Genomic DNA, 20,337 nt, shown 5'->3' with positions numbered 1-20,337 from the left:
GTGCGGGCATGGAGAACGAAGCCTTCGCCGCCCCCGTACCCCGGGCGCTGGCCACCGAAGCCGTCCACGCCGGACGCGAGGACCTCGCGCGGCTCGGCGTGCACGCCCCGCCGCTGGACCTGTCCACCACCTACCCGTCGTACGACGCCGCCGGAGAGGCCGAGCGGATCGACGAGTTCGCCGCCACCGGCGCGCGCCTGGAGGGTCCGCCCGTCTACGCACGGCTGGACAACCCGACGACGGCCCGTTTCGAGACGGCGCTGGCCAGGCTCGAGGGGACGGAGAGTGCGGTGGCCTTCGCCAGCGGGATGGCGGCGCTCACGGCCGTACTGCTGGCACGGGCGAGCCAGGGCCTGCGCCATGTGGTCGCCGTGCGGCCGATCTACGGATGCAGCGATCATCTTCTCAGCGCGGGGCTGCTGGGCACCGAGGTGACCTGGACGGACCCGGCCGGCATCGCCGCGGCGATCCGGCCGGACACCGGTCTGGTGATGGTGGAGACGCCCGCCAATCCGACGCTCGCGGAGGTGGATCTGCGTGCCGTGCGGCACGCCTGCGGTGCGGTGCCGCTGCTCGTCGACAACACCTTCGCCACGCCGGTTCTTCAGCGGCCGGCGGAACACGGTGCGAGGATCGTGCTGCACAGCGCCACCAAGTATCTGGGCGGGCACGGCGATGTGATGGGCGGCGTGGTGGCCTGCGACGAGGAGTTCGCACGGACGCTGCGCCTGGTGCGTTTCGCCACCGGGGGCATATTGCACCCGATGGCCGGATATCTACTGCTGCGCGGGCTGTCAACGCTGCCGGTGCGGGTCCGGGCCGCGTCCACCACGGCCGCCGACCTGGCCTGCCGGCTGTCCGCCGACCCGCGCGTCGCCCGCGTCCACTATCCGCGGGTGGGCGGGGCGATGGTCTCTTTCGAGGTGTACGGCGACCCTCACCATGTGATCGCGGGCGTCCGGCTGATCACGCCGGCGGTCAGTCTCGGCAGCGTCGACACGCTGATCCAGCACCCGGCCTCCATCAGCCACCGCATCGTGGCTGAGGGAGACCGGCGCGCGGCGGGCGTCAGCGACCGGCTGCTGCGGCTGTCGGTCGGGCTCGAGGACGTCGAGGATCTGTGGCGCGATCTGACCGAGGCGCTCAGCGCTCAGCCTGTTCGAACAAGGAATGGGAGCGCACGGCTGTCGAGTCCAGTCTCGCGGTGATCACCAGCGTGCCCTCCTCGATCTGGTAGTCGAGCGGCAGGCCGAGGCCGCGCATGGCCGCGACCATGCCGGTGTTGGAGGACTGGGTCACCGCGTACACGCTCTCGCAGCCGGCCTCGACGGCGAGCGCGACCAGTCGGCCGAGCAGTTCCGAGCCGATGCCGCGGCGCTGCCAGGCGTCCTCCACGAGCAGCGCGACCTCCGTCTCGTCGCCGTCCCAGAGGAGATGGCCGAGGGCGACGAGCCGGCCGGAGGCCGTCTGCACGGTGAGGGTGCGGCCGAAGCGCGGGCTGAGCAGGTGGTTGAGGTAGCGGCCGGCGTCGCCGACCGGGCCGTGGTAGCGCAGGCTCAGGGTGCGGTCGGAGCAGCGCTCGTGCATGGCCGTGGCCGCCTCGACATCGCTCTGGTCGGCACGTCGCACAGTGATCTCATTGCCCTCGGGGAGGGTGAGGACGTCCTCGCTGCGCGGGATGCGCGGGCCGAGCCGGGCATCCAGTTCGACCAGGGCCCGGGCCCTGGCGAACTCCGTGGGTGTGAAGGGGAGGTAGGGCCGCTCGATGGTGATCGCGCCGCCGTTCGGGTCGCGCAGCCGCATCACCGTGTCCTCCAGCACGCCCTCCACGGGCGGGGTATCGCCCAGGGGGCGGCCGGTGAGCGTGACTGCGGGCAGTGAGTGGATGGTGCAGCGGCCGAGCAACTGCCGCAGTGCGAGCGGCAGTTCGGCCGCGTCGAGCGCCGTACGGGTGGCGAGGCCGAGCACCCGGGTCGGGGTGTCGACGAGATCGTGGGCGTCGGCGCGCTCGATCCAGGTGCTGCTGCCGCCCGCCGCCGAGATCTCCCGCGTCAGCTGCTGGGCCTGGAGGGACGCGGGGGCGCGCAGCAGGAACTCGTCGACCGTGCCGTCGGCGAGCGGATGCGTCTGGAGGGTGAGGATGTCGACGCGGTACTGAGCGAGGGCGATGCACAGCGCGGCCAGGCTCCCGGGCGTGTCCCGCACGGTGGTCCGCATCCGCCAGAGCGTGGTCTCGCGCACGTCGTCGTCCTGCTCGGCGGGCTCGGTCGCGGTCGGCGCGTACGCCGCGCCGCTGGAGACCGAGCCGCCGGTGGTATGGGTGATTTCGGCCGGAGGGGCATGGCCGTGGCGTCGTGCCCACCATGTGTGGAAGGTGGCCGTGGCAACGAGGATCACAGCGGAGGTGATGAGCAGGAACGGGCCGTCCGGCCGGTGCCCGATCATGTTCGCCACGGCGTCGGCGACTGCCACCGCCGTGAACAAGGCCGCCAGCTCGACGAGATCCCGCCGCCAGTGGTGTGGGCGGCGGGCGGTCTTCGCGGAAGTCACATCAGTCATGACCTCACTGTGAACGAATGGTGTTGCGTGATCACGAACGCTTTGTGACTGATGGGTTAAGCATGTCTATAGGTCACTATCGGCCGATTTTCACCGTTTCTGGCGTGGAGTGATCGGCTTCACGATCCAAGCTGGTCAGCAGCCGGGACGCCTGACCGACCAGCTGGGAAGACCCCCGCCGCCTCCCATTTAGTCCGGGTATCCCTCCCGCACTCGATGAACCCGCGGCGGCCGGTCCTTAATCGCTCGACGCAGTCGGCGGCCACGGTCACTGTCTCCCCGAGTCCGCGGACCGGAGCCTTGGAGGCCGACGGCCCGGGCAGCGCCCCGCGAGCACGGACCAGGTCGTCGCATACGCGCCGGTCGCAGCGGCCCGTACGGGCGGACTCGGCCGGTCCGTTGGCCGTCACCCTGCCGCATCCGACCAGCCCGGCCGGCTCGCGGCCCAGCTCGCCGTCCAACTGCCCACGGGCGGCCGGCACCAGCAGAGCGTCCACCGTCATCAGCCGGGCACCGGGCCGACGGGCGCCGAGACAGGGGGGATGGTCCTGGGCACCCGTCGGCGTGAGTCCGCCCCATGTCTCCAGGCCGAGGAGCCGTCCGCCCCTTGCGGACTCGAGGGCGGACGGTCCGGCGTAGGCCAGTGCCTGAACTGATCGCGTCATGAAATTGACGTTGCGCCCACCACTGGCAATCAGGGCGGGGAGCCGGGGCGCGCGGTTCAGCTACTGGCCCACACGCCCGGGCTGAAGCACCTTGCTGAACAGGACAGTTCCCCCCTCCGCCCGCAGCCGCACCGTCAACTCACCGCTGCCGCCGTCGATGTCGACCTCCCCGAAGTACTGCGGCGACTCCATCGGTGAGACATTCGCGCGCTCCGGCGCCCGTACGAAGACGCGCTCCGGACCGAACGTGGCGTCCAGCGCGTTGGCCGGGAAGCCGCCGGCGGCCAGCGGGCCCGAGACGAACTCCCAGAACGGCGCGAAGTCCTTGAAGGCCGCGCGCTCCGGCGCGTAGTGCTGAGCCGAGGTGTAGTGCACATCAGCGGTGAGCCACAGCGTCCCCGTGATGCGCCTGTGCTTGATGAACCGCAGCAGCTCGGCGATCTGCAGCTCACGCCCGAGCGGGACACCTGGGTCGCCCTGCGCCACGGCCTCGAAGTTCGCCGCGCCGTCCGGGACGACAAGACCGAGCGGCATGTCGGAGGCGATCACCTTCCACACCGCGCGAGAGCGCGACAGCTCACGCTTCAGCCAGGCGAGCTGCTCCGCGCCGAGGATGCCCTGCGTGTCGTCGGCCTGCCGGCCGGGGGAGTTGGCGTTGCGGTACGAACGCATGTCGAGGACGAAGACGTCGAGGAGCGGACCGTAGCGCACCACCCGGTGGACTCGGCCCTCGTCCCCGCCCGCCGGGAGGGTCGAGATCGGGAAGTACTCGCTGAAGGCGCGCATCGAGCGCTCCGCCAGCAGATCCACGTTCTTCTCGGTGTAGCGCGGGTCGTCCAGGATCTGTCCCGGGTACCAGTTGTTGCGCACCTCGTGGTCGTCCCACTGCACGACCGTCGGCACCTGGGAATTGAAGCGCCGGACATTCTCGTCGAGCAGGTTGTAGCGGAAGTTGCCGCGGAAGTCGGCGAGCGTCTGCGCCACCTTGGACTTCTCCTCGGTGGTGATGTTGCGCCAGATCCGGCCGTCCGGCAGCGTCACGCTCGGCTGGATCACACCGTCCGCGTACACCGTGTCGCCGCTGCACAGGAAGAAGTCCGGGTCCAGACGGCGCATTTCCTCGTACGCGCGGTAGCCGCCGATGTCCGGGTTGATGCCCCACCCCTGGCCCGCGATATCGCCCGACCACAGGAAACGCACGCCCTCGCGGCGCTTCGCGGGAGCCGTGCGGAACGTCCCGTACACCGGCTCACCGGTGCGCCTCGGGTCGTCGGGGTCGGCAAGCGTGACCCGGTAGTGCACCTGCTCGCCCGCGGGCAGACCGCGCAGCGATGTCGTCCCGGTGAAGTCCGTGCCCGACCCGATCAGCGGGCCGTGGTGGCGGTGCGCCCGCCGGAAGGAGTCCGTCGCGGACGTCTCCACGATTATCCGGGCGGGCCGGTCCGAGCGCACCCACACCAGGCCGGACGAGGCCGTCACGTCGCCGGTCTGCACGCCCCACGCGGCGCGCGGCCGGCCTGACAGCGCCAGCGCGGGCGCCGCTCCGAAGGCGGGCAGTGCCAGCGCCGCAGACGCGGCGACCGTGGCGCGCAGCACGGAACGACGGTCGGGGGACGAAATTCGCGGGTTGTGCGACATCGCTGCGCCTCCAAGGCATGTCGGGCGGGTGTGCCGTGCCATGCCTAGCGCCCGGCCACGGCCGTCACGCCAACCCCAAGTGAACAACTGTCCCTGGAGCGTTCGGCCGACGACCGGCTGCCGCCCCGACGACCGCTGCCGACTGACGAGCGGCGGCCGATCGACGACCCCCTGCCGCCTGACGAGCAGTGGCCGGTCGGTCCGTTCAGTGCGCCGCCCCGGCCGCCTTTGCCATCAGCCGTACTCCGTGCACGATCTCGGACGGCGTCAGATGCGCGTACCCCAGGACCAGCCGTACCCCGGCATCACCGGTGAGCGCCACCGCGTAATCGGCCAGCGGGTGTACCGCCACACCGGCCCCGGCCGCGCTCCTCAGGAATCGCGGCTCGGGAGCGTACCGCTCGGGCAGCCTCGCGATGATGTGCAGACCGGCCGCGATGCCACTGACCTCGGCGCCCGGGAAGTGCTCCGTCAGCGTGCCGACGAGGGCGTCCCGCCGTTCCCGGTAGGCGCGTTGGCAACGGCGCAGCTGCCGGTCGTAACCGCCGCGGTCGATGAAGTCGGCGAGGAGCGCCTGGTCGAGGGTGGGATTGCCGAGATCCAGGGTGCGTTTGCGCTCCACGACCTCGTCCATGAGGCGTGCCGGTACGAGCAGCCAGCCGAGCCGCAGTCCCGGTGCGAGGGACTTGCTGACCGAGCCGGTGTACGCGACGCGTTCCGGGTCGAGCCCCTGGAGAGCGCCGACGGGCGCCCGGTCGTAGCGGAAGTCGCCGTCGTAGTCGTCCTCGAGGATCAGGCCGTCCACGGCCCGCGCCCAGTCCAGGAGTTGGGCACGTCGACGAGCCGAGTAGGCGATTCCGGTGGGGAACTGGTGGGCCGGGGTGGTCACCACGGCACGTACGCCGGACCGCTCAAGCGGCCCGGTCGCGAGCCCTTCGTCGTCCAGCGGCAGCTGCGTCATGCCCAGCCCGGCCGCCGCGAACAGCGGCCCGTGCCCGGGGCTCCCTGGATCCTCGACGCCGAGGGTCCGCAGTCCGTGCTCGTGCAGTACGAACCCGAGCACCGTCATCGCCTGGGCGACGCCCGAACACACCACGAGGCATTCCGGATCGGCCACCACACCCCGCCGCCGGGTCAGCAGCGAGGCCACCGCGGTGCGCAGTTCGGGCAGGCCCCGCGGATCGGGATAGCCGAGCGCCCGGTGCGGCAGCCGCGCGAGGACGGCTTTCTGCGCCGCTGCCCAGGCGGTGCGCGGGAAGAGCGAGAGATCGGGCGTCCCAGGTCGGAAGTCCACCAGAGCGCCGGGAGCGCGCGGGGCGAGGTCGCGCGCCGCGGGCACGGCCGCGCGCGCCGCGTCCCCGACCCAGGTGCCCGCGCCCCTGTCACTGCGCAGATAGCCCTCCGCTGTCAGCTGCTCGTAGGCCTCAGTGACGAGTCCGCGTGAAACCCCCAGGTCGGCGGCGAGTTCGCGGCTCGAAGGCAGCCGGGTTCCCGCCGCCAGCCGCCCCGATCTGACCGCTTCGCGAAGCGCCGACTGCAACGCGAGCCCGCGCTGCCGGGCGGGAGCCGCGGCCGCGGGCAGCAGCAGCTCCCAGGCGGGGGTCCAGGAGTCACCCCGGGAAGGGCCGCCGGGCCTACCGGATTCGCCGGAGCCGGTGGCGGAAGTGGTCCCCGATGACGTCATGGAAGTGGACCTTAAACCGGACCGCCCTGATCCATAGCGTCGGCACCGTGCCGCATTTCCCGGGCACAACCCCCGGCCCCGGCCGGCAAACAGGCCGACGGGCTTATCGCCGCAAGAGCGTGAGACGGACACAGATGCACCTGAATTCCCTGCGTGGCGTGCTCCTCGTCACCTTCGCCTACACCCTCGTCGGCGCCTCCTTCACCGCCAACAGCGTCCTGGGCGACTATCCCTACGCGGGTGGCCAGGCGCTGCGCTACGCCCTGGCCTGCCTGCTACTTCTGCCACTGCTCGGCGGCCGGGCCGCACTTGCCCCGCTGCGTGCGCTCAGCCGGCGGCAGTGGGGGCGGCTCGCCCTGCTCGCAGCCGTCGGCATGGTCGGCTTCAATCTGGCGATCCTGGCGGCGGAACGTACCTCCGAGCCCGCCGTTCCAGGCGTGTTCGTCGGCTGCGCGCCCGTCATCGTCGCCGTTCTCGTACCGCTCGTGGACGGCCGTCGGCCGGCCCGGCCCGTGCTGTACGGGGCTCTACTCGTCGCCGCCGGAGCCTTCACCGTGCAGGGCTGGGGCCGTACCGACCCGGCGGGCATCCTGTGGTCGGTGGGCGCGCTGGTCGGCGAGGTGGGCTTCGCCGTACTGGCCACTCCCGTGCTGCGACCCCTCGGCCCCAAGCTGCTCACCGCCACCGTCTGTGGCATCGCGGCCGTCGAGTCCACAGCCATCGGCCTGGTCCTCGACGGCGCGGGCTTCGTGCGGACGCCCGACCAGGGCGAGACGCTGGCACTGCTGTGGCAGGCGGCGATCGTCACCGTCGTCGGCTTTGTCACCTGGTACATGGGCGTGCAGCGCATAGGCGCCGAGCGCGCCACGCTCTTCAGCGGGCTGATCCCCGTCGCCGCCGCCCTCACCGCGCCCCTGGTGGGCACAGGAACGTTCGGTCCGGCCCAGGCGGCGGGCGGTGTGCTGGTCGGAGCGGGCGCGGCCGTCGGCTCGGTGGTGTTCGAGAAGCGGTCAGCGGCTGCCGTCCAGGATGACGCGCGCGACGAGCGCGGGATCGTCGTTCATGGGCACATGGCCGCAGCCGGGCAGCCGCACCAGCCGTGCCCCGGGGATGACGTGTTTGGCCCTGATGCCCTGGCGGCGCAGCAGCAGCCGGTCACGCGTCCCCCAGCCGATGGTGACCGGCACGTCGGGGACGTCGTCGCAGAACAGGACGGATCGCCCGGCGGCAAGGGTCTCGTGGAAACCGGTGGCCCGGCGCAGCGCGAGGGTCTCGGCGACGGCCGCCTCGGGTGAACGGCGTCCGGGCCGGGCGTAGATGCTGCTGGTCAGCGCTGCCCGCCCGGCCGCTGTGCGGGACAGTCCCTCGATCAGCGGCACCGGCATCGACTGCGCCCCGAACCGCATCGCGCGAAGCGTCCCGAAGGCGTAGAGCCGCTCTCGCTCCGTCCAGAAGCCGGCGGGTGAGAGCGCCGTCACCGACCGTGCGAGCTTCTCCCGGCCGAGCTCCAGGGCGAGCAGTCCGCCGAGGGAGTTCCCCGCCACATGGGGGCGCTCGATGTCCAGCGCCTCGCAGAGAGAGCCGAGGAGCGAGCCCACAGTGGCGAGGTCGTACGACACGCCGTCGGGCAGCGCCGGTGAGTCGCCGAAGCCGGGCAGATCCACGGCGATGACATCGCGCTCGGCGGCCAGGATCCCGAGGACCGGCTCCCATGCCTGCCAGTGGTGCCCGATGCCGTGGAGCAGCAGCAGTGGCTCGCCCTCGCCGACGCGCTCGTAGATGACGGACAGCGCGTGGCTGCCCCTGGGGGACTCGATGGAGAACGAGATCTTCGCGGCCATGCTGCTGCTCCCTGGTGTCGCCCACGGTGTCGCGCGCTGCGGCGCCCACGTGAAAGCGTTTTAGACGGCTCGTCAGTAACAATTACCGCTCGGTAGCTTTCAGTTCAAGGGGGCATGCGGGTGGAAGGCTGCCTGGACAGGAGGTGCGTGGTCGGTTGGGATGGAGGGGTGGCAGCAGACACCGTGACTGACGTCTTCGAAGAGCACCGGCCCGTGCTGACCGGGGTGGCCTATCGCATGCTCGGCCGGGTGGCCGACGCCGAGGACGTGGTGCAGGATGCGTGGCTGCGCTGGTCGGCCGACGACCGCAGCGACGTCCGGGAGCCACGCGGCTTTCTCGTACGGATCACCACCCGCCTCGCCATCGACCGGCTGCGGCACGTCCAGTCGCGGCGCGAAGCCTACGTCGGCCCCTGGCTGCCCGAGCCGATCGCCACGGACTTCGGGCCCACCCTGCCCGACACGGCCGAGCGCGCCGTTCTCGCCGAATCCGTCTCCCTCGCGGTCCTCGTCGTACTGGAGTCGCTGTCGCCGCTGGAGCGCGCGGTGTTCGTGCTGCGCGAGGCCTTCGGATTCCCGTACGGAGAGATCGCCACCACGCTGGAGCGGTCCGAGGCGGCCGTGCGCCAGCTCGCGGGCCGGGCCCGCCGGCATGTGGCGGAGCGCAAGCCCCGCTACGACGTCGACCCGGGCGAACGCCGCGACCTCACCGAGCGCTTCCTGGCCGCCGCGTCCGGCGGTGACCTGGACGCGCTGCTGACCCTGCTGGCACCCGATGTGCGCCTGGTCGGCGACAGCGGAGGCAAGGCCAAGGCCCCGCTGCGGGTCCTCCAGAGCGCGGACAAGGTGGGCCGTTTCCTGTTCGCCGTGGCCAAGGAGCCGATCGAGGAGCTGGACGTCCGCCTCCTGGAGATCAATGGCGCGCCCGCGCTGCTCGTCCTCTCCGCCGGAAAGCCGGACAGCGTCTTGCAGTTGGAGGTCCTGGACGGCCGGGTCCAGTGCGTCTACGTCATTCGTAACCCCGACAAACTCGCCTCCCTGGCTGCCGCCTAGGCGCTCCTGTCGCCGCAGGTCGGGCCCCCTGCCCCACGAGGACACGGGGTCTTGTGCTGCCCGTGTTTCACAGGAGCACGAACGTCCTGTGAACGCTCTGCGATTCCGTTCGGTTCCCCTGCGTAACCGGCGGAGGATTGGTCTTGACCAAGGGGGAGTGCCGTCCTATGGTCGGCAGAGTTAGTGCAAGAACCTTTAATAAACAAGGGCGCGGAATAGCCGCCGCTGACACGGCGATTGCGGAGGATCAGGGTGGGGACCACGCAGCTCGATTCGGTGCCGGAGCCCAAGTACTGGCACCTCAGGACCGTCCTCGGCGAAGCGCTCGACTCGGACTTCGCGGTGGGGGAGATCCTGCCCAATGAGCGAGATCTGGCCGCCCGCTTCGGAGTCGCCCGCGCCACGCTCCGCCAAGCGCTGGAACAACTGGAGCTGGAAGGCCGGTTGCAGCGGCGTCGCGGCGTCGGCACGACCGTCGCCCCGCCGCGCATGGGCGTGGACGTCTCCACCACCGAGCACACCTGGCCGGGCGCCGGCGAGGACGCCTGGCGGACCGTCGACTGCACGATGGTGGTGCCGCCGCCGGCCGTGGCCCGGCTGCTCGACACCGACACGGGCGAAGAGACCCACACCGTACGCAGGCTACGCGTGACGCACGGCCAGTCGGTCGCCGCCGAGCTGCTCTACATCCCGGCCTCGTCCGTGCCCGAACTCTCCGCCATCGACGCGCCGTCAGGGACCGCCCGCGCCCGCGCCGTACTGCGTGAGCTCCAGCGCCTCGACCTCGAGGGCCAGGACCGGGCGGTGGAGCTGGGATCGGCCCGTGTGGACGACGCCAAGGAGCTCGACAGGCTGCCGGGCGCGCCCGTGCTGGTCGTCACCACGCGGTACTTCACCGAGGGCAGGACCGCGGCCGTCTCGGTGGCCACATACCGCGCCGACACCTGCCGGCTCACCTTCGGCGACTCGGGTGACCTGGAGATCAGCCACCACGACGAGGAACGCCGCGCCTCCTGAATCCGGCGCTGTCAGCACGGCCCGTCGCACCGAGCTCGCACCGAGCTCGCGCTCAGCGGCGGGCCGTCACCGTTGTCTCGACGGCGAACAGCTGCTCCTCGACATGATCGAGCGCGAGGCGCAGCGCACCGGTCGCCACGGCCGCCTCGCCGAGCAGCGACAGAGCCACCCGCGGCGGCCGCAGGCAGTACCGGGACAGCTCGTCGCGCAGCGGGTCGAGTACGCCGTCGAGCCCCGCCGCCCAGCCGCCGACCACCACCAGCTCCGGGTCGAGCGCCAGGACCAGTGCTGCCACATCGTGCACCAGGCGCTGGATGAACCGTTCCACCGCCTCCTGCGCCCGGGGATCGCCCTGCCTGGCGAGGGCGAAAACATCGGCCACCGCCTGCTCGTCCAGCGGGTGCAGCGGCTCGTCCGTCGTCGACAGCAGCTTCTCCGGGGTCACCTCGCGGCCCAGCAGATGCAGCGCCCCGATCTCACCGGCCGCTCCGCCGTAGCCGCGGTGCAGCCGTCCGCCGATCAGCGAGCCCGCGCCCGGGCTGAGCCCCGCCAGTACGAACACGATGTCGTCGGACTCGGTCGCGGCGCCCTTCCAGTGCTCGGCGACAGCGGCCGCGTTCGCGTCGTTCTCCACCAGCACCGGGCAGCGGAACGACCTGCGCAGCCGCTCGCCGAGCGCGAGCCCGGTCCAGCCGGGCAGCGCGGTCCCGAGCCGAACGGTGCCGTCGGCCTCCACGATGCCCGGGGAACCGACGCCGACGGCGCGCAGACTGCTGCGCGCGACCCCGGCCCGCCGCAGCACATCGGCGACGAGCAGGCGCACCCGCTCCAGCCGCTCGTCCGCGCAAGCCGTCTCCGACACATCCCGGGACCCCGCGCCGATGATGCGTCCGTCCAGGCCGGAGAGCAGCGCGGCGATACGGTGCGAGCCGATCTCGACCCCCAGCAGATGACCGGCCTCGGCCCGGAACCTGAACCGCCGGGCCGGGCGTCCCTGACGGCGCGCGCCACCCTCCTCGGGGACGGTCTCGACCACCAGGCCGGCCTCGATGAGCCCCTCGGTCACGCCCTCGACGGTCGGCCGCGAGAGCCCGGTGATCCGGGTCAGGTCTGTGAGAGTGGGGGAGACAGCGCCCCGCAGCGCATGGAGTACCACCGCGGAATTGATCCGCCGCAGTAGCGACGGGTCTCCGCCGGTCAGCCGCCCCACCGTGTGTCCTCCCCCGCTCGAGCGTGTGTTTGCCGGATCGTACTCGCTGGCTGCGACGGCGGCGAACGTCCGCGGGAGATCGCCGGAGTCAGGCAGGCGCCACGAAACCGGACTCGTACGCGGCGATGACCGCCTGGGTGCGGTCGCGGGCGCCCAACTTGGCGAGCACCGCGCTGACATGGGACTTCACGGTTTCTGCGCCGACGATCAGCTCGGCGGCGATCTCCGCGTTGGACAGTCCCCTGGCCATCAGCCGCAGCACCGCCGCCTCGCGCCCGGTGAGCGCGGCCCGCTCCATCGCGTCGCGGGCGTCGCGGTTTCCGTACTCGGCGGCCAGGGAGCGGACCGCGGCCGGGAACAACAGCGATTCGCCTTCGGCGACCAGCCGAACCGCGTGCACGATCTCGGCCGGCCGGGCGCGCTTGAGCAGGAAGCCGTCTGCCCCGGCGCGCAGCGCCTCGTACACGTACTCATCGTTCTCGAAGGTCGTCACGACCAGGATCTTCGGTGGCTGAGGGACCGTGCGGAGCACGATCCGGGTGGCCTCGATGCCGTCGAGCAGCGGCATCCGCACGTCCATCGCGACCACGTCTGGCCGCAGTTGCCGGACGAGGGGGACCACGGCGGCGCCGTCGGCCGCCTCGCCGACCACCTCGATGTCGGGCTGCGCTTCCAGCACGGCGCGCAGCCCCGCGCGTTCTAGAGGCTCGTGGGGGCGCTCGGCCCCTGGGCCGGGCTCGCAGTGACGGCGGCCTGGGCCGCCCCGGCGCTGGTCGCCGGGTGGTGGGCCGTACGCCGCCGGGATGCCTGACAGGCAGCCAATTGTCAGTGTGGGCCGGTTTACTGGGGACATGACCACGGCACGGCACCTCGACACGATCGACTTGCTGCGCTCCCGGGGGTTTCCCGCGGAGTGGGGCCCGTCGGACGTCGGCTCGGAAGGCCCCGGATTTCACATCGCGGAGCTGACCGGGCACTTCGGTCACGGCGCGGACCCGGACGCGGACCGAGAGGCGGAGGCGGAGGCGCAACAGCGTCTGGCCGAGCAGGAGGGCTTGTTGCGGGGGCTCACAGAGCGCTGGGGCGAGCCGGACCTCTTCAGCCTCGCCAGTACGCAGCTGCGCGCCGAGAGGGACGAAGAGGTGCCGGACCCGTGGCGGCGGCTCAGCGAGCAAATGGGGTGGCTGCACCTGTGGCGCATAGAGGACCGGTGGATAGCGGTCGGACTGTCCGAGTTCCAGCTGCTGGCCGTGGTGACCGAGATAGACCCGCCCTAGCGATCCTGGACTGAGCCGTCCTGGACTGAGCCGTCCTGAGGCGAGGCGTCCGGGAGCGAGGTGCTCTCCTCCGCCGCGGCGCGCAGCCGCGCGAATTCTTCGGCCATCGTCTGCGCGGTCCAGTGGGCGTTGAGCCCGCTCGGATTGGGCAGCGCCCAGATCCTTGTCCGGCCGATCGTGCGCTCCTGGGGCCCGATTTTCGCCTTCCGCTCGCCGAAGGCCGTGCGGTACGCCGTCACGCCGACGACTGCCAGCCACCGCGGCCGCAGCCGCTCCACCTTCGCCGTCAGCAGCCGCCCGCCTTCGCGGAACTCCTCATCGCTCAGTTCATCGGCGCGTGCCGTCGCCCGGGCCACCACATTGGTGATGCCGAGACCGTGGCCGAGAAGCTCCTCCTGCTCCGCGGGCTTGAACTGACGCGGCGTGAAGCCCGACAGATGCAGCACCGGCCAGAACCGGTTGCCGGGGCGGGCGAAGTGATGCCCCGTCGCCGCTGTCATCAGGCCGGGGTTGATGCCGCAGAACAGCACGGAAAGACCGCCCGCCACCACGTCGGGAACGACGCGGTCGCGGGCGGCCTCGAGCTCGGCGGGAGTCAGAGGATCGACCCCGGGGTGTAGCCGGCGGCGTCCGGGTGCTGCTTGACGATCTCCTCGATCCGGGATACCACCGCCGCCACCTGCTCGGCCGCCGCGCCCGTGAACGACAGCTTGTCGGCCATCAGCGCGTCCAGCTCCGCCCGGTCCAGTGGGATCCGCTCGTCAGCGGCGAGCCTGTCGAGCAGCTCATTGCGCTCGGCGCCCTGTTCACGCATCGCCAGTGCCGTCGCGACCGCCTTCTCCTTGATGGCCTCGTGCGCGAGTTCGCGGCCCACCCCGGCCCGTACAGCGGCCATCAGCACCTTGGTCGTGGCGAGGAAGGGGAGGTACCTGTCCAGCTCGCGGGCGACGACAGCGGGGAACGCCCCGAACTCGTCGAGCACCGTCAGGAAGGTCTCCACCAGGCCGTCGAAGGCGAAGAACGCGTCCGGCAGCGCCACCCGGCGTACCACGGAGCAGGATACGTCGCCCTCGTTCCACTGGTCGCCCGCCAGCTCGCCCGTCATCGAGGCGTAGCCGCGCAGGATGACCATCAGCCCGTTGACGCGCTCGCAGGAGCGGGTGTTCATCTTGTGCGGCATCGCGGAGGAGCCGACCTGGCCCGGCTTGAAGCCCTCGGTGACCAGCTCGTGCCCGGCCATCAGCCGGATCGTCTTGGCGACGGAGGACGGCGCGGCCGCCAGCTGCACCAGCGCGGACACCGCGTCGTAGTCGAGGGACCTGGGGTAGACCTGGCCGACCGAGGTGAACGCGTGTGCGAAGCCGAGGTGCCTGGCGATGCGCTGCTCCAGCTCGGCGAGCTTCGTGGCGTCGCCGCCCAGCAGGTCGAGCATGTCCTGCGCGGTGCCGACCGGGCCCTTGATGCCGCGCAGCGGGTAGCGGCCCAGCAGGTCCTCGAGCCGTCCGTACGCCACAAGCAGCTCATCGGCCGCGGTCGCGAACCGCTTGCCCAGCGTCGTGGACTGCGCGGCGACATTGTGCGATCGCCCGGCCATCACCAGCTCGGCGTACTCACCGGAGAGCTTGCCCAGCCGGGCGAGCACGGCGACCGTGCGGTCGCGCATCAGCTCCAGCGAGAGCCGGATCTGCAGCTGCTCGACGTTCTCGGTGAGGTCGCGGGAGGTCATGCCCTTGTGGATCTGCTCGTGGCCCGCGAGAGCGTTGAACTCCTCGATCCGCGCCTTCACATCGTGGCGGGTGACCTTCTCCCGCTCGGCGATCGACGCCAGGTCGACCTGGTCGAGCACGCGCTCGTAATCGGCGATCGCGGCCTCGGGCACCTCGATGCCGAGGTCCTTCTGGGCGCGCAGCACCGCGAGCCAGAGCTGACGCTCCAGCTTCACCTTCTGCTCGGGGGACCACAGGACGGCCAGCTCCGTGGAGGCATAGCGGCCGGCCAGGACATTGGGGATGCGAGGCTTCGCAGACACAGCAGTCACGTGTCCAGATTCTACTGGCGGTTTCTGCAGGCCAGCGCCGCGGTCCCGCTTGTACCTTGCTACGAAAGCCTACGAGGGCCTACGGGGAACTCCGAGGACTTACGAGAACTCCGAGGAACTCCGAGGAATTCCGTGTAACTCCGAGGAACGCAGAGCGGCCACGCGGAACGCAGAGCGGCCACGAGGAACGACCACAGGCACGCCGGCTACGAGAGCGGCGGCTCGTACGGCAGGAGCTCGGGCCGCTTCGACGGCAGGCCGTCCCCGGACGAGCGTCCCGTCAGCCGCCTCCCGACCCACGGCCCCAGATGCTGCCGTGCGAACCGCACATCAGCGACCCGCCGGGCCGCCCACCCGGTTCGTGCCGCAGGTGGCAGCAGTTCCTGCCAGTCGTGCTCGGCGTCAAGTCCCAGCGTCTGCCAGACGGCCTCGGCGACCCGCCGGTGTCCCTCGGCCGTCAGATGCAGTCGGTCGACGTCCCACATCCGCTGGTCGCCGAGGGCCCCCGTCCCGTACAGATCCACCACCAGCGCCCCGTGCCGGGCCGCCAGTTCGTCGATGTGAACGAACAGCTCCTCCATGCGAGGGCGGAAACGTTGCATCACAGGACCGTTGCGGCCCGGGCTGCGCATCAGCACCAGCTGACCGCAGGACGGCGTCAGCTTCTCCACGGCCTCCTCGAGGAGACCGCGCACCCTGCCCATGTCGCACTTGGGCCGCAGCGTGTCATTGAGCCCGCCCACCAGCGTGACCACATCGGCCTGCATCGCGGCCGCCACATCCACCTGCTCATCGACGATCTGGCCGATCAGCTTTCCGCGCACGGCGAGATTCGCGTACCGGAAACCCGGTGTGCGCGCGGCCAGACGGCTCGCGAGCAGATCCGCCCAGCCCCGGTAGGAACCGTCGGGCAACAGATCGGACATGCCTTCGGTGAAGGAATCGCCGACCGCGACAAAGCTGGTGTATGAGGCATTGATCTCCATGGCGGAGTGATCCTACCGCGCGGTAAGGTCCGTCGGTTCCGTACCGGGAGGAAGCCCTGTGAGTGACGCGCTGCTGAACGCGCTGGCTGAGGCGCTGGCCGATCTAGTGACCACGATCGACACCTGTGACGACGATGTGCTCGACCCCGACACCGCGGTGAAATGGCTGGAGAACACCGGTTATCTGCTCGCCGGTCTCCCGCCCGCGGACCGCGGGGCCCTGTCCGCTCTGGTACGCCGGGCCGCGGCGCGTCAGCCCGACGGAGCCTGGCGCGACGACCTGCTGCGGATACCCGAGAGCTTCGGCCTCGACGACGATCAGCACGAGCTGTACTGCGACTCGGTCGAGCAGCTGGAGCGCCGGTTTGTCGAGACCGTACGGGACGTGGATCCCGCGACGCCCGTGCCGAGCTGCCCCGGCTGGACCTTCGCCGACCTCGTCAAGCACCACGGCACGACGCATCGCTGGATGGAACATCTCGTACGGACCCGGGCCGCGGAGCGGGTCTGGTCGCGGGACGTCCCGCTCGACCTGCCCGAGGACCCGGCGGAGTATCCGCAGTGGCTCGCCCGCAGCGCCGAGCTCACGCTGCGCACCCTGCGCGGAGTCGACCCGGAGACCCCGATGTGGTCCCACGGCGCCGACCAGCGGGTGCGCTTCTTCCCGCGCCGGCTGCTGTTCGAAGCAGTCGTCCATCTCGCCGACGCGCAACTCGCCCTCGGCCTCGAACCGCGCGTCACAGCGGCCACGGCCGCCGACGGTATCGAGGAGTTCCTGGAGAACCTGCCGTACTACTCCTGGATCGCCGAGCCGGTTGCCGCGCTCGCGGGCGGCTCGGTCGGGCTGACCGCCACGGACACAGGCGCAGCCTGGACCATCGGCTTCGGGGGCGGCGGCTTCGCCTGGACGAAGAGCGATGGGTCGAGCGCCGTGGGTGTCGAGGCAACGGCCGGCGATCTGATGCTGCTCGTCTACGGACGCCTGAGCGCGGACGACGCGCGCTTCGGCATCAGCGGGAACCGCGCGATTCTCGACGCCTGGCTCGCGGCGACCGCCCTCTGACCGGACAGGCCGCTCTGCCGCCAGGGCTATCGGCACGGCGCGTTCCGCAGTATGTCCAGAGCATGTTCACAACAGACTTCTGGAAAGCCACCGCGGAGCGCGCCGTTCGTACCTTCGCCCAGTCCCTCGTCGCCGTACTGACGGCGGGTGCGACGAATCTCTTCGATGTCGAATGGCAGGCCGCTCTCGCCACCGCGGGCCTGGCCACTCTCCTCGCCGTCCTCACCGCGATAGGCGCGGCCAAGGCCGGACGGCCAGGACCCGGCATCACCGAGACCACGGAACGGGCCGTCACCAGCGAGGTGAGTTAGTCGTCACCCAGTGAGGTGAGTCAGTGGGGCCTGCCCACCAGCTCGCGCAGCACGTCCTCCATCGTCACGAGTCCCATCGGCGTGCCGTCCTCGTCCAGCACCGCCGCCAGATGAGTACGGCTGCGCCGCATCGCGGTCAGTACGTCGTCGAGCGGCGTGGTCGCCCTGACCCGGGCGATCGGGCGCAGCGCCGAGACCGGGAACGGCTGATCCCGCGGAATCGCGTCCAGCGCGTCCTTCACATGGAGATAACCGAGGATCCGGCCGCCCGGGTCGACAACCGGGAAGCGGGAGAACCCGGACTCGGCCGCCAGCCGCTCCAGCTGTTCGGGTGTGGTCCCGACCTGCGCGTACACCACCCGCTCGATCGGCATGACCACATCGCGCACCGGCCGGCGTCCGAGTTTCAGGGCGTCGCGCAACCGCTCGGCGGACCGGCCGTCGAGCAACCCGGCTTTGTCCGCGTCCCGTACCAGCCGCTCCAGTTCGGCGTCCGAGAAGGTCGCCGACACCTCGTCCCTGGTCTCCACCCGCAGTAGTTTCAGCAGCCCGTTGGCGAAGGCGTTGACGGTGAAGATCACCGGGCGCAGCGCCCGGGCGAACGTGACCAGCGGTGGTCCGAGCAGTAGCGCGGTCCGGGTGGGTTCGGCGAGCGCGATGTTCTTCGGCACCATCTCGCCGAGCAGCATGTGCAGATAGGTCGCCGCCGACAGCGCGATCACGAACGAGATCGGGTGCACCAGGCCGTGCGGCACGCCCACCGCGTCGAAGAGGGGCGTCAGCAGATGCGCGATGGCGGGCTCGGCGACGATGCCGAGCACCAGGGTGCACAGGGTGATGCCGAGCTGGGACGCGGCCAGCAGCGCCGAGACATGCTCAAGGCCCCACAGGACGCTGCGCGCCCTCCGGTTCCCGGCCTCCGCATCCGGCTCGATCTGGCTGCGGCGTACGGAGATCAGGGCGAACTCCGCGCCGACGAAAAAGGCGTTGACCACCAGGGTCAAAAGGCCGATGAGGAGCTGAATCGCGGTCATCGCCGGGCCTCCTCGGCGTCGTCGTCCGAGGGGAGCGGCGCATGCATCAGCACGCGCGCCGCACGTCGCCCTGAGGCGTCCACGACGTCGAGCCGCCAGCCCTCCAGCTCGACCTGGTCACCCTCTTGGGGGATGCGCCCCAGCTTGGTGGCGACAAGTCCGGCGAGCGTTTCGTACGGGCCTTCAGGCACCCGCAGCCCGACCCGTTCCAGTTGGTCGGTGCGGGCTGCGCCGTCCGCCGACCACAGGGTGCGTCCGTCCGCGTCCTCGCCGGCCGGCGCCAAGTCCGGTGTCTCATGCGGATCGTGCTCGTCGCGCACCTCGCCGACGACCTCCTCGACGATGTCCTCCAGCGTGACCACACCGGCCGTGCCGCCGTACTCGTCGATGACGATGGCCATTGTGTTCTTGCCTGACAGCCGGTCGAGCAGCCGGTCCACCGTCAGTGTCTCGGGCACGAGCAGCGGCTCGCGCATCAGCTCGGAGACCGGGTATCGGAGCCGTTCCTCGGCCGGGACCGCCAGCACGTCCTTGATGTGCGCGATCCCGACGACGGTGTCGAGGTTGCCCCGGTAGACGGGGAAGCGGGACAGGCCCGTGGCGCGAGTGGCGTTGGCCACGTCCTCGGCGGTGGCCTGCACCTCCAGGGCGGTGACCTGGACCCTCGGGGTCATCACGTTCTCCGCGGTCAGCTGGGACAGCTTGAGGGTGCGTACGAACAGTTCGGCGGTGTCCGGCTCCAGCGCGCCTTCCTTCGCGGAGTGGCGGGCCAGTGCGACCAGTTCCTGCGGGCTGCGCGCGGAGGCCAGCTCCTCGGTCGGCTCCAGACCGAGGCGGAGCAGGATGCGGTTGGCCGTGTTGTTGAGGTGGCTGATGAAGGGCTTGAAGGCCGCGGTGAAGATCCGCTGCGGGGGCGCCACCACCTTGGCGACGGCCAGCGGGGAGGAGATCGCCCAGTTCTTCGGGACCAGCTCGCCGACGACCATCAGCACGATGGTGGACAGCGCGGTGCCGAGGGCCAGGGCGGCCGACGAGGCCACCGAGGGGGAGAGGCCGAGCGCCTCCATCGGTCCGCGGATCAGCTTGGCGATGGACGGTTCGGCGAGCATGCCGACGACCAGGTTGGTGACGGTGATGCCGAGCTGGGCGCCGGAGAGCTGGAAGGTGAGGCTCTGCGCGGCCTTGAGGGCGCCGGCCGCACCGCGCTCGCCGCGCTCGGCGGCACGCTCGAGTTCGCTGCGCTCGACCGTGGTGAGCGAGAACTCCGCCGCGACGAAGACGCCGCAGGCGACCGAGAGCAGTACCGCAACGACGAGCAAGAGCACTTCGGTCATCGGTTCACCTCCGTCCCATGATCGGGCAGGGACCGGAGGAATGCTCGATGTCGGCTACTGGGAGGCTCGCCCATGGGCGGACGCTCACACCTTTCGTAGGAAGAGGACGGTCTGCCCATGGTAAAGGACCTGCAAAGTGTCCGATGCGATGGCAGCGGCGGCTAGGCGAACGGCTTCACCCAGCGGCGCCAGTGGTCCTCGCGCTGGTACCCGGCGGCGGCCCACGCACGCCTGGCCCGCTCGTTGGCCTCCAGGACCATGGCGTCCCCGCGCCTGCCGCCCACGGCCAGAAAGCGCCTCTCGGCCGCCTCGAGCAGCGCCGAAGCGATCCCCCGCCGGCGGTGGGACGGCAGCACGGCAAGCCGGTAGAGCGAGCAGCGCCACCCGTCGTACCCGGCGATCACCGAGCCCACCACCCGGCCCTCGTATTCGGCGAGGATCAGCGCCTCGGGGTCGCGCTCGATGAGACGGGTGACCCCGTCCATGTCGTCGGTGATGCTCGTGCCCTCCGCCGCTGCCTTCCAGAAGCTGAGGACGGTCTCGGCCTCGCCGGCCCTGGCGGTGCGTATCTGCAGGTCGATCACGCACGGGAGCCAAACACGCGGGGAAGCGGGCGCGCCACCGACT

17 protein-coding genes and 2 pseudogenes are annotated in these 20,337 nt (G+C 71.0%); 7 read left to right on the top strand and 12 right to left on the bottom strand.

The window, feature by feature from the left end:
• Positions 1-8: 8 nt before the first annotated feature.
• Complete coding sequence (locus J7E87_RS01720; RefSeq protein WP_215089129.1) at positions 9-1,208, top strand: PLP-dependent aspartate aminotransferase family protein; 1,200 nt, start codon at positions 9-11, stop codon at positions 1,206-1,208.
• Here the strand turns inward: J7E87_RS01720 and J7E87_RS01715 are convergent.
• From J7E87_RS01715 to J7E87_RS01705, 3 genes are all read right to left on the bottom strand, one after another.
• A complete protein-coding gene (locus tag J7E87_RS01715; RefSeq protein WP_215089128.1) occupies positions 1,144-2,559 on the bottom strand; it encodes a GNAT family N-acetyltransferase in 1,416 nt (471 codons plus the stop codon). The genes J7E87_RS01720 and J7E87_RS01715 overlap by 65 nt on opposite strands.
• 725 nt (positions 2,560-3,284) lie before the next feature.
• Positions 3,285-4,862: an alkaline phosphatase gene (locus J7E87_RS01710; protein ID WP_215089127.1), complete on the bottom strand. Its 1,578-nt coding sequence runs from the start codon at positions 4,860-4,862 to the stop codon at positions 3,285-3,287.
• A 205-nt stretch (positions 4,863-5,067) separates the two neighbouring features.
• The gene (locus J7E87_RS01705) at positions 5,068-6,546 is read right to left on the bottom strand and encodes a PLP-dependent aminotransferase family protein (protein WP_215089126.1); all 1,479 of its coding nucleotides are present in this window, start codon (positions 6,544-6,546) and stop codon (positions 5,068-5,070) included.
• On the opposite strand from J7E87_RS01705, the pseudogene J7E87_RS01700 reads away from it, so the two are divergent.
• Positions 6,537-7,520, top strand: a pseudogene (locus J7E87_RS01700) (DMT family transporter); the annotation flags it as partial. The gene J7E87_RS01705 and the pseudogene J7E87_RS01700 sit on opposite strands and share 10 nt — an antisense overlap.
• Positions 7,521-7,556: 36 nt before the next feature.
• On the opposite strand, the gene J7E87_RS01695 reads toward J7E87_RS01700, so the two are convergent.
• Positions 7,557-8,387, bottom strand: coding sequence for an alpha/beta fold hydrolase (locus J7E87_RS01695; RefSeq protein WP_215089125.1), 831 nt, complete (start codon positions 8,385-8,387; stop codon positions 7,557-7,559).
• Positions 8,388-8,555: 168 nt separating this feature from the next.
• Here J7E87_RS01695 and J7E87_RS01690 point away from each other — a divergent pair, with 168 nt between their 5' ends.
• Both J7E87_RS01690 and J7E87_RS01685 read left to right on the top strand, forming a co-directional pair.
• Positions 8,556-9,440, top strand: coding sequence for an RNA polymerase sigma-70 factor (locus J7E87_RS01690; protein WP_215089124.1), 885 nt, complete (start codon positions 8,556-8,558; stop codon positions 9,438-9,440).
• Positions 9,441-9,692: 252 nt separating this feature from the next.
• Positions 9,693-10,457 carry a GntR family transcriptional regulator gene (locus J7E87_RS01685; RefSeq protein WP_215089123.1) on the top strand — a complete coding sequence of 255 codons (765 nt, stop codon included), beginning with the start codon at positions 9,693-9,695 and terminating at the stop codon, positions 10,455-10,457.
• 52 nt (positions 10,458-10,509) lie between these two features.
• Here the strand turns inward: J7E87_RS01685 and J7E87_RS01680 are convergent, their stop codons facing one another.
• Together J7E87_RS01680 and J7E87_RS01675 are read right to left on the bottom strand one after the other, a co-directional pair.
• Entirely contained in the window at positions 10,510-11,667 is a 1,158-nt protein-coding gene (locus J7E87_RS01680; protein WP_215089122.1) for an ROK family transcriptional regulator, read from the bottom strand.
• An 88-nt stretch (positions 11,668-11,755) separates the two neighbouring features.
• A pseudogene (locus tag J7E87_RS01675) lies at positions 11,756-12,376 on the bottom strand (response regulator); the annotation flags it as partial.
• Between the two features lie 142 nt (positions 12,377-12,518).
• On the opposite strand from J7E87_RS01675, the gene J7E87_RS01670 reads away from it, so the two are divergent.
• Complete coding sequence (locus tag J7E87_RS01670; RefSeq protein ID WP_215089121.1) at positions 12,519-12,944, top strand: hypothetical protein; 426 nt, start codon at positions 12,519-12,521, stop codon at positions 12,942-12,944.
• Here the strand turns inward: J7E87_RS01670 and mug are convergent.
• From mug to J7E87_RS01655, 3 genes are all read right to left on the bottom strand, one after another.
• Entirely contained in the window at positions 12,941-13,543 is a 603-nt protein-coding gene (gene mug, locus J7E87_RS01665; RefSeq protein WP_215089224.1) for a G/U mismatch-specific DNA glycosylase, read from the bottom strand. The two genes, J7E87_RS01670 and mug, sit on opposite strands and share 4 nt — an antisense overlap.
• Complete coding sequence (purB, locus tag J7E87_RS01660) at positions 13,540-14,982, bottom strand: adenylosuccinate lyase (RefSeq protein ID WP_215089120.1); 1,443 nt, start codon at positions 14,980-14,982, stop codon at positions 13,540-13,542. The genes mug and purB overlap by 4 nt, the downstream gene beginning before the upstream one ends.
• Before the next feature lie 206 nt (positions 14,983-15,188).
• The gene (locus J7E87_RS01655; protein ID WP_215089119.1) at positions 15,189-15,968 is read right to left on the bottom strand and encodes an SGNH/GDSL hydrolase family protein; all 780 of its coding nucleotides are present in this window, start codon (positions 15,966-15,968) and stop codon (positions 15,189-15,191) included.
• A 58-nt stretch (positions 15,969-16,026) separates the two neighbouring features.
• Here J7E87_RS01655 and J7E87_RS01650 point away from each other — a divergent pair, with 58 nt between their 5' ends.
• Both J7E87_RS01650 and J7E87_RS01645 read left to right on the top strand, forming a co-directional pair.
• On the top strand, positions 16,027-17,031 hold the full coding sequence (locus J7E87_RS01650; RefSeq protein ID WP_215089118.1) for a maleylpyruvate isomerase family mycothiol-dependent enzyme: 1,005 nt from the start codon (positions 16,027-16,029) through the stop codon (positions 17,029-17,031).
• Positions 17,032-17,093: 62 nt separating this feature from the next.
• Positions 17,094-17,342 (top strand): holin, encoded by a 249-nt coding sequence (locus tag J7E87_RS01645; RefSeq protein ID WP_215089117.1) that lies wholly within the window; start codon positions 17,094-17,096, stop codon positions 17,340-17,342.
• A 20-nt stretch (positions 17,343-17,362) separates the two neighbouring features.
• On the opposite strand, the gene J7E87_RS01640 is transcribed toward J7E87_RS01645, so the two are convergent.
• The 3 genes from J7E87_RS01640 to J7E87_RS01630 form a co-directional block, all read right to left on the bottom strand.
• The gene (locus tag J7E87_RS01640) at positions 17,363-18,376 is read right to left on the bottom strand and encodes a hemolysin family protein (protein ID WP_215089116.1); all 1,014 of its coding nucleotides are present in this window, start codon (positions 18,374-18,376) and stop codon (positions 17,363-17,365) included.
• The gene (locus J7E87_RS01635) at positions 18,373-19,710 is read right to left on the bottom strand and encodes a hemolysin family protein (RefSeq protein ID WP_215089115.1); all 1,338 of its coding nucleotides are present in this window, start codon (positions 19,708-19,710) and stop codon (positions 18,373-18,375) included. Before J7E87_RS01635 ends, J7E87_RS01640 begins: the two co-directional genes overlap by 4 nt.
• A gap of 161 nt (positions 19,711-19,871) precedes the next feature.
• Positions 19,872-20,294, bottom strand: a complete 423-nt coding sequence (locus J7E87_RS01630; RefSeq protein ID WP_215089114.1) for a GNAT family N-acetyltransferase — start codon at positions 20,292-20,294, stop codon at positions 19,872-19,874.
• Positions 20,295-20,337 lie beyond the last annotated feature (43 nt).

This window comes from Streptomyces sp. ISL-1, from assembly GCF_018614585.1.
Lineage (GTDB): Bacteria > Actinomycetota > Actinomycetes > Streptomycetales > Streptomycetaceae > Streptomyces > Streptomyces maoxianensis.
This window is presented reverse-complemented; position numbering and strand designations above follow the sequence as displayed.